10 protein-coding genes and 2 pseudogenes are annotated in these 12,979 nt (G+C 63.4%); 4 read left to right on the top strand and 8 right to left on the bottom strand.

Going from position 1 to position 12,979, the window contains the following annotated elements:
* Nucleotides 1-228: 228 nt before the first annotated feature.
* Nucleotides 229-1,784, top strand: a protein-coding gene (locus HMPREF9710_RS09980; RefSeq protein WP_229409762.1) for an IS3 family transposase whose coding sequence is annotated in 2 segments (ribosomal slippage) — nt 229-691 and nt 691-1,784 — 1,557 coding nt in all. Because the reading frame shifts where the segments join, the coding sequence is not laid out codon by codon here.
* Between the two features lie 423 nt (nt 1,785-2,207).
* Here the strand turns inward: HMPREF9710_RS09980 and HMPREF9710_RS09990 are convergent.
* The 5 genes from HMPREF9710_RS09990 to HMPREF9710_RS10010 all read right to left on the bottom strand — a co-directional run bounded on the left by HMPREF9710_RS09990 (nt 2,208) and on the right by HMPREF9710_RS10010 (nt 7,131).
* Nucleotides 2,208-2,816 carry a Rhs element Vgr protein gene (locus tag HMPREF9710_RS09990; RefSeq protein WP_229409763.1) on the bottom strand — a complete coding sequence of 203 codons (609 nt, stop codon included), beginning with the start codon at nt 2,814-2,816 and terminating at the stop codon, nt 2,208-2,210.
* Nucleotides 2,817-2,966: 150 nt separating this feature from the next.
* Nucleotides 2,967-4,058, bottom strand: coding sequence for a porin (locus HMPREF9710_RS09995; RefSeq protein ID WP_005665988.1), 1,092 nt, complete (start codon nt 4,056-4,058; stop codon nt 2,967-2,969).
* Between the two features lie 53 nt (nt 4,059-4,111).
* Complete coding sequence (locus tag HMPREF9710_RS10000; protein ID WP_005665990.1) at nt 4,112-4,411, bottom strand: AtuA-related protein; 300 nt, start codon at nt 4,409-4,411, stop codon at nt 4,112-4,114.
* Nucleotide 4,412: 1 nt separating this feature from the next.
* Nucleotides 4,413-5,756 carry an acyclic terpene utilization AtuA family protein gene (locus tag HMPREF9710_RS10005; RefSeq protein WP_005665992.1) on the bottom strand — a complete coding sequence of 448 codons (1,344 nt, stop codon included), beginning with the start codon at nt 5,754-5,756 and terminating at the stop codon, nt 4,413-4,415.
* Nucleotides 5,757-5,787: 31 nt separating this feature from the next.
* Complete coding sequence (locus HMPREF9710_RS10010) at nt 5,788-7,131, bottom strand: CitMHS family transporter (protein ID WP_267871916.1); 1,344 nt, start codon at nt 7,129-7,131, stop codon at nt 5,788-5,790.
* Nucleotides 7,132-7,238: 107 nt separating this feature from the next.
* Between HMPREF9710_RS10010 and HMPREF9710_RS10015 the strand changes: the two genes are divergently transcribed.
* Entirely contained in the window at nt 7,239-8,168 is a 930-nt protein-coding gene (locus tag HMPREF9710_RS10015) for a LysR family transcriptional regulator (protein WP_005665996.1), read from the top strand.
* A gap of 208 nt (nt 8,169-8,376) precedes the next feature.
* Here the strand turns inward: HMPREF9710_RS10015 and HMPREF9710_RS10020 are convergent, their stop codons facing one another.
* Both HMPREF9710_RS10020 and HMPREF9710_RS10025 read right to left on the bottom strand, forming a co-directional pair.
* Nucleotides 8,377-10,047, bottom strand: a complete 1,671-nt coding sequence (locus tag HMPREF9710_RS10020) for a methyl-accepting chemotaxis protein (RefSeq protein ID WP_051205063.1) — start codon at nt 10,045-10,047, stop codon at nt 8,377-8,379.
* A 298-nt stretch (nt 10,048-10,345) separates the two neighbouring features.
* The gene (locus HMPREF9710_RS10025; protein WP_005665999.1) at nt 10,346-11,113 is read right to left on the bottom strand and encodes a dipeptidase; all 768 of its coding nucleotides are present in this window, start codon (nt 11,111-11,113) and stop codon (nt 10,346-10,348) included.
* Between HMPREF9710_RS10025 and HMPREF9710_RS28385 the strand changes: the two genes are divergently transcribed.
* Both HMPREF9710_RS28385 and HMPREF9710_RS28390 read left to right on the top strand, forming a co-directional pair.
* Nucleotides 11,100-11,417: a helix-turn-helix domain-containing protein gene (locus HMPREF9710_RS28385; protein WP_229409764.1), complete on the top strand. Its 318-nt coding sequence runs from the start codon at nt 11,100-11,102 to the stop codon at nt 11,415-11,417. The genes HMPREF9710_RS10025 and HMPREF9710_RS28385 overlap by 14 nt on opposite strands.
* Before the next feature lie 12 nt (nt 11,418-11,429).
* Nucleotides 11,430-11,657, top strand: a pseudogene (locus HMPREF9710_RS28390) (cupin domain-containing protein); the annotation flags it as partial.
* Nucleotides 11,658-11,670: 13 nt separating this feature from the next.
* Here HMPREF9710_RS28390 and HMPREF9710_RS10035 read toward each other — a convergent pair.
* Nucleotides 11,671-12,979, bottom strand: a pseudogene (locus HMPREF9710_RS10035) (IS3 family transposase); the annotation flags it as partial.

The raw sequence follows: 12,979 nt of genomic DNA on the forward strand, positions 1-12,979 counted from the left end.
CTGATTTATGCAACAAAGCCCTTTGGATGTGTAGTGCTCTGGCTAGCTCACGAAGATGTTTTTTTGCATCACGTGTAAAATGTCGTTCAAGTCCATTTCGCGTAGTAATGAAATCAGTAAACTCATACTCATCATTCCAAGGTGAATTTTCTGAACCCCCGGTGTCAGAATAGTTGTCGCGTCACCTGATGAAGTAAATACCAACCGGGGACGGGCAAGAGAGATCGTGTGAAGCAGTATTCAGCAGAACGGAAAGAAGCGCTACTTCGGCAGATGATGCCGCCGCAGAACAGGCTGGTGTCGGAGTTGGCCCGCGAGAGCGGGATCACCGAACAGACCCTTTATACTTGGCGCCGTCAACTTCGTAATCAAGGAACGCTGGTGCCAGGTAGTGGAAAGAATGCCGAGGAATGGACTTCGGAAGACAAGTTTTCCGTGGTACTGGAAACGGCTGCGCTGAACACAAGCGAACTGGCCGAGTATTGCCGTCGCAAGGGCCTGTTCGCGGAGCAGATTGCCACGTGGCGTGCCGCATGCATGTCGGCCAATGCGAGCGTGGTAAAGCAGACGCGGGAGCAGCAGGCGCAGTCGAAGGAGGACAAAAAGCGCATCCGGCAACTGGAGAAGGATTTACAGCGCAAGGAGAAGGCGCTGGCCGAGGCGGCCGCGCTGCTGATCCTGCGAAAAAAAGCCCAGGCGATCTGGGGGGACAAAGAGGAAGACTGATCAGCGTCCCAGATCGCCTGTTGTGTGTTGAGTTGATCCGTGAAGCAGAGGCCGCCGGCAGCCGGTTGGCGCCAGCCTGCATCGAGCTGGACATTACCTTGCGTACTTTCCAGCGCTGGGTGCGCAATGGCGACGATGCCGTGGCCGGCGACGGTCGTCCCTCCAGCGTGCGGCCAGAACCGGTCAGCAAGCTGAGCGAGGATGAGCGTACCGAAATCCTCGCCGTTGCCAACAGCGAGGAATTCGCCAGCTTACCGCCCAGCCAGATCGTGCCAGCGCTGGCCGATCGGGGCGTGTACATGGCGTCCGAGTCAAGCTTCTATCGCGTTCTGAAAGCGGCGGCGCAACAGCATCATCGGGGCCGCGCGAAGAAACCTTGTGAGCGCGTGCTCACGAGTCATTGCGCCGCGGCTCCGAACCAAGTGTGGAGCTGGGATATCACCTGGATGCCGGCCGCCATCAAAGGCCAATACTATTACTGGTACATGGTGCTCGATATCTTCAGCCGCAAAGTCGTCGGGCATGAGGTGCACGTGGCGGAATCGGCGGAACTGGCTTCACGGTTGATGCGCCGCACTAGCTTGGCCGAGGGGCTGGCCGGTCGTCCACTGGTGCTCCATTCGGACAACGGCAGCGCCATGAAGGGCGCCACCATGTTGGCCACGTTGGAACAGCTGGGTGTGGCGCCCTCGTTCAGCCGGCCACGTGTAAGCAATGACAATGCATACGCCGAGTCGCTGTTCAAGACCTGCAAATATCGCCCAGATTACCCGAACAAGCCATTCGGAAGCCTGGAAGAGGCGCAGGCATGGACGCAGAAATTCGTGCGTTGGTATAACCACGATCACAAGCACAGCGGCCTGAAATTCGTGACCCCGGCACAGCGCCACTGCGGGCAAGACGCGGCGATTTTGAAGCTTCGTGAGCAGGTCTATCACGAGGCTAGAAAGCGCAACCCGCAGCGCTGGTCGCAGGGCACCAGGAACTGGGAACTTGACGATCAAGTCTGGTTGAATCCGGAACGGAAACCGCCAGAGCAATTAAGAAAAGCCGCATGACTTGACGCGACATCTTTGTTGACAACTACCGATACATGGCCGAGGCCGGATACAAGCGCTACCTGAAGGAAGGGGGCAAGGTAGAAATCCGTCGCTGGACAGTACCCATCCGTAACCCACTCGGAGCGCATCGAAAGCTCGAAGAACTGCTGTCCAAGCGATGGCAATGGCTTCTCTTACCCAACAACTGCGTGTCGTTCGTGGAGAGATTGTGTTTGCTGGTGGCTCCAATGCTCACTTGCATTACAACTGCCCAACGTTGGAAGCCTTCAAATGAAAACCACCCTCATCTCCCTTGCCGCCGCGTTTCTGACGGCTGTGCTTGTGTACATCGCCATGCTTATGTTCGCAACGGGCGTATACGTCGAGACTGTCGGGAACATCATCGTACTTTCATCCATCGGTGCGGGGGCCGCTACGGCATTAGTCCTGCGACTTCGGAACCGTCGCCAGTAAGCAGCGCCCCCAATCACGAGGCAGATTCGCCACGCTGCTGGGATCGGCTAGAAAGCCCGCAAGCACCTCTTCATACAGCACTAGACTGCCTGCGTAACGCCGCTGGCGCATCGCTGCCGAAGAGCGTAAGTGCTTGAGGGAAAAGTAATCTGCCAACAAGTCGCCTTGAGCCTCCATGTTGTAGTCTGCAAGCGTTTTACCCGGCGCCAGTTCGTAGTGGTATGGCAGTCCAACACGCACCGCACCGCGTAGACGCACCGCGTATCCAAGCTGATGCTGCCAAACATGCACCATCTCATGGAGATACCAGTGCACCGCTGGCGGGTCGCCCCGGGTGTAATCGGGCAGGAAACAGGAACGGTGAAAGTACAAGCTGCCGTTGGGCGTCATGCAGCAGTTCTTCGGCTGGAAAGGCATGTAGCGGCGAGCATGGACGCGCACCCGCCGATAGTCGACGGAGTCCTTGAACAGCAGTCGAGCCATCGCTGTCTCCCCGGCGGTCAAGCTCCGGGAACGCTGTTCGCTGTGAAGGCCGCGATGGGTTTTTCGCAAGCGGCCATTGATTTCGTAGTCCATGGACGAATCGTACAACAACGGCGATGGCACGACTCGTGACGCTCGAAACGAGCGCGTGCTGGCGCCGTTCCTGCGTGACTTCGGCGACTGCACCAACCTGCACCGCGAGGCCGGCGCGCTGGCTGGCGCTGCGTTTCAGGCCGGCCTAGCTCAGAAGCTGTGCCGCAAGCCGATATTGAAAGCCCGGTCGCCTGAACCCGCCTCGGCGTTGTTACCCACCGTGTAGCCGGCGCCATTCTTGTTGTCGATCATCCCGTACGAGGTATAGGCGCTGGTGCGCCTGGACAGGGCGTGGAGGTAACCCACCGCGTACTGCACGGCGTCCTGGTTCAGCGCCGTCTTGTCGTTCTTGCGGATGACCGAGGTCACGAAGGTGCCGGCGGCGCCCACCGGGATGGTGGCCCCGACCAGCGTGTCGTCGCCCTCGAGCGTGGGATTGAACTCCCGGCCATAGGGCAGCGGCGTGGCATTGTTCAGCGGCGCGCTGTTCGGTCCCTGGTCCCGGCTGTAGGCGAAGAACACCTTGATCGCCTTGAAGTCGACATTGGCCACGAACAGCGTGTTGCGTCCGCTGGCCGTGCCGGCGAGCGTGGCGTTGTCGTTGTTGCGGTGGTTGTGCGCCAGCCGGGCGTTGACCGCTCCCTTCGAATAATTGAGGCCGACGTTGTACTGGCGTCCGGCCCCGCTGCTCGCGCCGCTGACTTCGCCCAGCGAATACAAAACTTCCGCGCTGAAGCCGTTCTTCACCGGCGTCGCGTAGATGATCGAATTGTTCGCGCGCAGGTTGGCGCCCGCGACCGGGAACAGGTTCTTGGCGCTCCCCGACATGCCGCTGCCGAAAGGATCGCCCACCTGGCCCAGGGCGTTGTAGGTCAGCGTGTACTGGCGGCCGATGGTGAGGCTGCCGGACTCGCGGCTTTTGAGGCCGACGAAGGACTGGCGGTTGAAGGCCTGGCTCGAAGAAGCCAGGGCGCCGGTGTCGATCGAGATGCCCGCCTCGAGCACGAACAGCGCCGAGACGCCGCCGCCCAGGTCTTCCGAGCCCCGAAAGCCCAGGCGCGAGGCGGACGCCACCCCGCTGCTGACCTTCGTGATATTGCCGGCCGCGCCGCCGCGTTCCGACACGATGCCGGCGTCGGCGACGCCATAGATCGTGAGGTTCGATTGCGCCGTCGCCGCTTTGCTGGCGGCGCCATAGGCGAGTGCGAGCATGGCGATGCGAATCGCCGCCGATGTGTTCATGCCTGTCTCCTTCGATTTTTTTATGGGTGAAGCGTGCTGCTGGACGACGGTGGCTAGATATCCATGTCGAGCAGCACCGAGCTGAGCGACTTGCCATGGGCGTCCAGGGCCAGCGAACGGGTCACGCCGCCGCCGAGGGCGCGCTGCATGACGAAGTTCATCGCGCCTAGTTGCGGCAGCAGGTAGCGCGTGACCTCGCCGTGCACGATGCCGGCGAAATGCCGGCGTACCCGCTCCGCCGTCACGGCGTGTTCGAGCAGGGCGTAGTCTTCCTGGCGGTAAGCGATCAGGGACAGGTTCGAGATGTCCCCCTTGTCGCCGGCGCGCGAATGCGCGATATCGCGTAGTTTCATGTCAGGTCTCCTCGAAGTGGATGGCCGGGGCGACCTGCGCCGCAGGCAGCAGGGTGGAGCGGATGGCGACCACTTCGCGCGCCGACCTGGTGGCCCCGCCGCCGCCGGCCGGTCCGCAGGTGTACAGGGTCTCGACCTCGTTGCCGACGAGGACCGCCTCACGCATGCTGTCGGCGCGCCCCACCACGCGCAGGCGCACCTCGAGCGGCTCGGCGCCCGGCGCCAGGCTGTCGCCCTGCAGCGGGTTGACGCTGTTCACGCCGATCAGGTCGTAGCGCACCTCGGTCAGCGCGACCCCGGTCAGCGCGAGCCGGCTGGCGACGATCTCCTGCGCCAGGCGCGCGCGCGCCAGGGCGCCCGGCCCGGCGTAGGAGATCTGGCCCTCGCCGACATAGCTGTCGACATAGCCGATCGACACCTTCAGCATGCCGCTCTTCGGATGGCCGCCGGCGCCGTCGATCGCCACGCGATCCGGCCCGCTCTGGCGCATGGTCACGGCGGAAAAGTCGGCCACGACGTCGGGCGTCAGGTAGGCGGCCGGGTCGTGGATTTCATACAGCAGCTGTTCGGTGCAGGTGGCGGTGGTCACGCTGCCGCCGGAACCGGCCACCTTGGTGATCTCGAGGCTGCCGTCGTCGCCGATGACGGCGATCGGGAAGCCCAGCCGCGCCAGGTCGGGGACGTCCTTGCGGCCGGGATCGGCAAAGTAGCCGCCGCAGACCTGGCCGGCGCATTCGAGCAGGTGGCCGGCGAGCGTGCCCTGTCCCAGCCGATTCCAGTCGTCCATCGCCCATCCGAAGGCGTGGATCGCCGGCGCCAGCACCAGGGCGGGGTCCGCCACGCGACCGGTGACGACGATGTCGGCGCCCTGCGCCAGCGCCTCGACCAGCGGCGCCGCGCCGAGATAGGCATTGGCCGACAGCAGACGCTCGCCCAGGGCCTTGACCGGTTCTCCGGTATCGTCCAGGTAGTCGCCCTGGCGCAGCTGATCGAGGACGTCGTCGCCCGTGACGGCGGCGATCTTCAGGCCCTCGATGCCCAGCGAGAGGGCGATTTCCTTGATTTTGGCGGCGGCCGCGAGCGGGTTGGCGGCGCCCATATTGGTGATGATCCTGATGCCCTTGGCGGCGCAGGTCTCGAGCACCGCCAGCATGCGCGCTTCGAGCAGCGGATCGTAGCCGAGCGCCGGATCCTTCATCCTGGCCTGCTGGGCCAGGGCGATGGTGCGTTCGGCCAGGCACTCGAAGATGAGGACATCGAGCTCGCCGCGTTCGGCCAGTTCGAGGGCCGGTTCGATGCGGTCGCCCGAATAGCCGGCGCCGCCACCGATGCGTAGGGTTTTCATCATGGTTTCCTGGATGTGGTCAATGGGGTCTTCAGAAGGGGAACAGGCCGACGAGCACCGCGACGCAGGTCATGAAGACCGTGGTGGCGAACAGGTACGGGATCGTGAAGCGCTGGTGCTCCCCGAGGTCGATGCCGACCAGTCCGACCAGCAGGAAGGTGGCCGGGGTCAGGGGGCTGACCGGGAAACCGGTGGTCATCTGGCCCATCAGCGAGGCCTGGGCCAGCTGCACCGGCGGCACGCCGAGGGCCGCGCCGGCTTCGGCCAGCACCGGCAGCACGCCGAAGTAGAACGAGTCGGGGTCGAAAATCAGGCTCAGCGGCATGGACGCCAGGCCGGTGACGAAGGGCAGGTGGCTGGCCAGGCTGGCCGGGATGCTGGCCGCGAGCAGCTGGGCCATCGCGGTCAGCATCCCGGTGCCTTTCATGATGCCGGTGAAGACGCCGGCCGCGAACAGCAGGCTCGCCATCATCAGGGCGGCCTTGGCGTGTGCATCGACGCGCTTGCGCTGTTCGGCGACGTCCGGATAGTTGATCAACAGGGCCACCACGGTGCCGAGCATGAAGCAGGCGACCGGATCGAGCGTGTTGGTGATCATCGTCGCCAGCACCACGATCACGAGCAGCACGTTGACGATGAAGCGCCGCGGCCGGCGCAGCTTCAGCTGTTCTTCGTCGATCTCGTGCACATGATGGCTTGCCGCGCCGGCGCTGGCGCCGGCCAGCATGGCGCCGTCCAGGCCGAGGCGGCGCTGTTCGCGCATGCCCATCAGCCAGGCGCAGGCGAAGACGAACAGCATGCCGGCGATCTGCACCGGCACCATGGGCAGGTAGAGCTCGGACATCGGGATGTGCAGCGCCGCCGAGGCGCGCAGCGTCGGTCCGCCCCAGGGCAGGGCGTTGGCGACGCCGGCGGCCATGGCGACGATGCAGGCCAGGATGCGCTTGTCCATCTGCAGCTTGATATACAAGGGCAGCATCGCCGGCACCACCACCAGGAAGGTGACCGCGCCGGAGCCGTCGAGGTGGACGATCGCCGCCAGCACGGCGGTGCCGAGCGTGATGCGGGCGGGATGGGTGCCGACGATTTTCAGGACCCCATTGACGATCGGGTCGAGCATGCCGGCATCGGTCAGCACCCCGAAGAACAGGATGGCGAACACCAGCATGCCGGCGATCGGCGCGATCGCCCGGATGCCGTCGGTGATGAAGGTGCCGACCTGGGGGCCGAAGCCGCCTGCCAGCGCGGTGAGCACGGGGATCGCGATCAATGCGACCAGTGCGGACATCTTCCTGCCGAGGATGACGAACAGCAGCGCGAAAATAGTGACGAAGCCGAGGAAGGCCAGCATGGGAAGTCTCCAATCTTTTTTGATGTGCTTGTCGATGCAGCACTTGAGTCCATTCTGGGGTCGCTTGGTTTTTCTTGTAAAATGGATTTTTCCGATTGATTATGCGGTTTTTTCGATAAGTGGCCGGGACGATGCTTCCGAATATCTCCACCAGGCAGCTGCAGGCTTTTCTCGCGCTGGACCAGCACCGTCATTTCACGCAGGCGGCCGAACGCTGCCACCTGTCGCAATCGGCCTTCAGCGCCGTGATCCAGAAGCTGGAAGCGACCGTCGGCGCCAGGCTGGTCCAGCGCGACACGCGCAACGTCACGCTGACCACTGAAGGCGAACTGTTCGTGGAAGTGGCGCGCACGCTGCTGTCCGACCTGGACGCCGCCTTCACCGACATGAGCGATTTCATCGCCCGGCGCAAGGGCAGGGTGGCGCTGGCCGTCCTGCCTTCACTGGCGGCGAACGGCCTGCCGGAGGTGATCGCGCAATACAAGGCGCGCTATCCGGGCATCACGGTGCAGCTGTTCGACGCGCTGTCGGACCAGTGCCTGCACCTGCTGCGGCAGGGAAAGGTCGATCTGGCGCTCACCGCCCCGGGAGCCAACCTGTCGGAATTCGATACCCGCACCTTGTGCAGCGATCCGTTTTTCTTCGTGTGCCGGCGCGACCATCGGCTGGCGCGCAAGCGCAAGATCAGGGTGGCCGACCTGGCGGGCTGTGAATTGATCCACCTGGCGCCGTCGACCAGCGTGCGCCAGCACGTCGACCAGCTCACGCGCGATCTGGCGGTGCGCCATTCCGGGCTCGAGGTCGAACATCTGGCCACCGTGGCCGGCCTGATCGGCCACGGCCTGGGCGTCAGCCTGGTGCCCGAGCTGACGCTGTTCCAGTTCCGCAGCCTGGACCTGGTCGCCATCCCGCTTGAGACGGCCGCCGTGGTGCGGCCGATCCTGATCGTGCAGCGCAAGGACCGGGCCTTGTCGAGCGCCGCCCAGGGGATGCTCGAACTGATCGAGACACGGCTTTCCACGCACGGCCGGCCACGCGGCGCGGCGCCGGTGGACGTCTAGTCGTCCGGCCGGCGCGGCGTGACGTCGCCCGTCCGTGGGGACGGCCTTGCACGAACAGGTCTATTTTACGAAGTAATTTGATGGTTTCGTGGACGTCCGTTTGGTGGCTTTTTGGCCGAGCGATGAGGCGAATGCGCCCGAGGTCGTTAGTGTACGCGGCGACGCGCAGGTGGTAGGTCGCCGCGACAGGGGTGACAGGCAAGGCGGATCAGGCGATCGCGTCTTCTTCGACTTCTTCCTGCAAGGTGCGCTCGACACGGCGGGAGGCCGGCTTGCGCACGACCAGTGCGTGGCCGCCCGGTGCGCGCCGGGCGCTGCGCACGGCAGTCTCGTCGCCGACCTTGAACACGCTCACGATCTGCGCCAGCGCGCTCGCCTGTTCCTGCAGCGAGCCGGCCGCGGCGGCGGCTTCTTCGACCAGCGCGGCATTCTGCTGGGTCACGCTGTCCATCTGGGTGATGGCTTCGTTGACCTGCTCGATGCCCATGGTCTGCTCGGCGCTGGCCGAGGCGATCTCGGACATGATGTCGGTCACGCGGGTGATGCCCTCCACGATCTCCTGCATGGTCGTACCGGCTTCGTCGACCAGGCGCCCGCCGGCGTCGACCTTGGCCACCGAGTCGGTGATCAGGACGCGGATTTCCTTGGCCGCGCCGGCCGAGCGCTGCGCCAGGTTGCGCACTTCGCTGGCCACCACCGCGAAGCCGCGGCCCTGTTCGCCTGCGCGCGCAGCTTCCACCGCGGCGTTGAGCGCCAGAATATTGGTCTGGAAGGCGATGCCGTCGATGACGGCGATGATGTCGCCGATCTTCTTCGACGACTCATTGATCGACGCCATGGTCGCCACCACCTGCGACACCACTTCGCCGCCGTGCGAGGCGATCTGGGACGCGTTCTTGGCCAGGACGTTGGCCTGGCGCGCGTTGTCGGCGTTCTGGCGCACGGTGCCGGTCAGCTCTTCCATCGACGAGGCGGTTTCTTCCAGCGAGCTGGCTTGCTGCTCGGTGCGCGACGACAGGTCGAGGTTGCCCGAGGCGATTTCCTGCGATGCGGTGACGATGGTTTCGGTGCCGGCGCGCACTGCGGTAACGGTCTTGAGCAGGCTTTCGTTCATGGTCTTGAGCGCCCCCGTCAGGGCGCCGAGTTCGTCGCGCGAATCGACGTGGATGTCGGCGGTCAGGTCGCCCGACGCCACTTGCTGGGCCAGGCCGACGGCGCGCGCCAGCGGGTGGGTGATGCTGCGGGTGAGCAGCCAGCCGAACACGGCGCCAATGGCGACCGCGGCGACGCCGATCAGGATCAAGGTGCGCTGCACCGAGGCGCTGATGGCGTCGATGCTGGCATTGGCATCGGCGGCCATCTTTTCCTGGAAGTCGGCCAGCTTGCCGGCGGCCTCGGTATAGGCGCGCATCTCGGGCATGACCTTGGTGTCGAGGAAGGCCAGCAGTTCCGGATTGCCGGCCCCGAGTTCGGTCTTCATCTTGTAGGCCTGGTTGCGCGCCGCGCTGTACTTGGCGCGCTGTTCGATCAGCGCCGTCAGCAGCACCTTGCCGCCGGGGGCGACGATCACTTGTTCGAAGATTTTTTGCAGCTCGCTGGCGCGCTTGCTGATCGCCTTCATGCCCTCTTCGTACGACTGCTCGTCGGCCGGGTCGATGGCCCGGATCTTCGCCACCGTGCTGACGGCGTTGGTGATGATGCCGGCGCGCATTTCCTGGGCCAGCTTGGCTTTCTCGGTGGCCGTCGCCATCTCTTCCTTGGCGTCGGTGATATGTTTCAGCTGCCAGAGCGCGGTGCCCAGCATGATGACCATCATGGCGAGGATGACGGCAAAGGCGGCGCCGAGGCGAACGCCGATGTTGAGATCTTTGATTTTCATGGTTTCCAGTTCCGAGAACAAAAGGCCGGCCAGTGACTTGTTAAATCCAGGCATGTGACGCCAGAGCAACGTCACTGAGTTCGGTCAAAAGTACACGTTGTAGCTGGCCGTGGGAAACCCAAAAGTGTGGTTTTTGCCTCCGATGTTGCGAACAGGAAACGAAATAATGTATGGATGTTACTGGCCAATAACACTTACATATTAGAGTTATCTACTATTCAATATAATTCGGGTATGGATTTATAGTGCCATCATATATATGGCCGGGGCCTATTTTTAACAAATCTTCGACAATCGCCTACAAGGACGCGTGTTTTTCCGCCGCTTCCAGCACGCGCAGCAGGTTGCCGCTCCAGAGCTTTTCCAGGTCGGCGTCCGACATGCCATCCGCCTTCAGGCGCTGGGTGATGCGCGGCAGGTGCGCCACGTTGTCCAGTCCCGTAAGGCCGCCGCCGCCGTCGAAATCGGCGCCCATGCACACGTGATCGATGCCGGCCACCGCGATCAGGTGCTTGAGCGAGGCGATGTACTGTTCGAAGCTGGTCTGCCACAACGGTTCGACCGTATCGAGCGCCAGCCACTCCTTGCCCAGCGCGGCTTGCTCGGGCGGCGCCAGCTTGCCGATGTGTTCGAGCCGGTCGAACAGCGCCGCGCGTTGCGGCCCCATCTTCAGTTCGCTCAGGTAGATGGTGGAGGCGCAGATCGCGCCGCCGCCGGCCGCGATCTTGCGGATGCGGGCGTCGTCGATATTGCGCGGGTGGTCGTAGCTGGTGCGCGAGTTCGAGTGCGACAGCAGCAGCGGGGTGGCGGACAATGCCAGCAGCTGGTCGACCGTCGCATCCGACGCGTGGCTGGCGTCGATCACCATGCCCAGCCGGTTCATCTCGCGCACCCAGTCGCGCCCGAGCGGCGACAGGCCGTTCCACGTCGGCTTGTCGGTCGACGAATCGGCGAACTGGTTGTTCTTGCTGTGGACGACTGAATCCCCAACGCTCGGTGCATTGCTCCGCAGCCTGCGCAGCCGCCAGGGCTGGCCCCTGAAGGAAATGAGCGTGAAAAGCGGCATCCCGGTATCCACCTTGTCGAAGGTGGAGCACGGCCAGCTGACGCTGACCTACGACAAGCTGTACCAGCTGAGCCAAAAGCTCGGCATGCGCATGTCGGAACTGTTCGCCGAAGAGCCCGAGGCCGAACCGCCGGTCACGGCGCTCCGCAGCCTGGGCGACCTGCAATCGGCGGTGCGCGTCGAAACGCCCAACTACGATTACCACTACCTGTGCGCGGAGCTGAGGCGCAAGCTGATGATCCCGGTGATCACGCGGCCACGCGCCAAGACGCTCGATGAATTCGGCAGCCTGGTGCATCACTAGGGGGAGGAATTCTCGTACGTCATGAAGGGGACGGTGGTGCTGCACACCGAGTTCTATGACCCGGTGGTGCTTAAGGAAGGGCAGTCGATCTATTTTGATTCGAGCATGGGACATGCCTACTTGGTGGCAGAAGGCTGCGACCAGGTGGAAATGCTGACGGTGATGACTAGTTCAGAAGGGGACCTGGACCAGTCAATCATCCACGCGGCCCATACGCAACTGCGGTGTTTGTCAACGTAGTTGTCGCGTCATCTCAAGCTGCTTGCTGTAGTGCTTCTGGCCGAATCCGTTCCGGATTCAACCAGACTTGATCGTCAAGTTCCCAGTTCCTGGTGCCCTGCGACCAGCGCTGCGGGTTGCGCTTTCTAGCCTCGTGATAGACCTGCTCACGAAGCTTCAAAATCGCCGCGTCTTGCCCGCAGTGGCGCTGTGCCGGGGTCACGAATTTCAGGCCGCTGTGCTTGTGATCGTGGTTATACCAACGCACGAATTTCTGCGTCCATGCCTGCGCCTCTTCCAGGCTTCCGAATGGCTTGTTCGGGTAATCTGGGCGATATTTGCAGGTCTTGAACAGCGACTCGGCGTATGCATTGTCATTGCTTACACGTGGCCGGCTGAACGAGGGCGCCACACCCAGCTGTTCCAACGTGGCCAACATGGTGGCGCCCTTCATGGCGCTGCCGTTGTCCGAATGGAGCACCAGTGGACGACCGGCCAGCCCCTCGGCCAAGCTAGTGCGGCGCATCAACCGTGAAGCCAGTTCCGCCGATTCCGCCACGTGCACCTCATGCCCGACGACTTTGCGGCTGAAGATATCGAGCACCATGTACCAGTAATAGTATTGGCCTTTGATGGCGGCCGGCATCCAGGTGATATCCCAGCTCCACACTTGGTTCGGAGCCGCGGCGCAATGACTCGTGAGCACGCGCTCACAAGGTTTCTTCGCGCGGCCCCGATGATGCTGTTGCGCCGCCGCTTTCAGAACGCGATAGAAGCTTGACTCGGACGCCATGTACACGCCCCGATCGGCCAGCGCTGGCACGATCTGGCTGGGCGGTAAGCTGGCGAATTCCTCGCTGTTGGCAACGGCGAGGATTTCGGTACGCTCATCCTCGCTCAGCTTGCTGACCGGTTCTGGCCGCACGCTGGAGGGACGACCGTCGCCGGCCACGGCATCGTCGCCATTGCGCACCCAGCGCTGGAAAGTACGCAAGGTAATGTCCAGCTCGATGCAGGCTGGCGCCAACCGGCTGCCGGCGGCCTCTGCTTCACGGATCAACTCAACACACAACAGGCGATCTGGGACGCTGATCAGTCTTCCTCTTTGTCCCCCCAGATCGCCTGGGCTTTTTTTCGCAGGATCAGCAGCGCGGCCGCCTCGGCCAGCGCCTTCTCCTTGCGCTGTAAATCCTTCTCCAGTTGCCGGATGCGCTTTTTGTCCTCCTTCGACTGCGCCTGCTGCTCCCGCGTCTGCTTTACCACGCTCGCATTGGCCGACATGCATGCGGCACGCCACGTGGCAATCTGCTCCGCGAACAGGCCCTTGCGACGGCAATACTCGG

Source organism: Massilia timonae CCUG 45783, from assembly GCF_000315425.1.
Classification (GTDB): domain Bacteria; phylum Pseudomonadota; class Gammaproteobacteria; order Burkholderiales; family Burkholderiaceae_D; genus Telluria; species Telluria timonae.

Excerpts from the sequence above, each read along its gene's own strand:
- HMPREF9710_RS10020 (WP_051205063.1), bottom strand. The coding sequence starts at position 10,047 with ATGAAAATCAAAGATCTCAACATCGGCGTTCGCCTCGGCGCCGCCTTT.
- HMPREF9710_RS10025 (WP_005665999.1), bottom strand. The coding sequence starts at position 11,113 with ATGCCGCTTTTCACGCTCATTTCCTTCAGGGGCCAGCCCTGGCGGCTG.
- HMPREF9710_RS10000 (WP_005665990.1), bottom strand. The coding sequence starts at position 4,411 with ATGAAACTACGCGATATCGCGCATTCGCGCGCCGGCGACAAGGGGGAC.
- HMPREF9710_RS10005 (WP_005665992.1), bottom strand. The coding sequence starts at position 5,756 with ATGAAAACCCTACGCATCGGTGGCGGCGCCGGCTATTCGGGCGACCGC.
- HMPREF9710_RS09990 (WP_229409763.1), bottom strand. The coding sequence starts at position 2,816 with ATGGACTACGAAATCAATGGCCGCTTGCGAAAAACCCATCGCGGCCTT.
- HMPREF9710_RS09995 (WP_005665988.1), bottom strand. The coding sequence starts at position 4,058 with ATGAACACATCGGCGGCGATTCGCATCGCCATGCTCGCACTCGCCTAT.
- HMPREF9710_RS10015 (WP_005665996.1), top strand. The coding sequence starts at position 7,239 with ATGCTTCCGAATATCTCCACCAGGCAGCTGCAGGCTTTTCTCGCGCTG.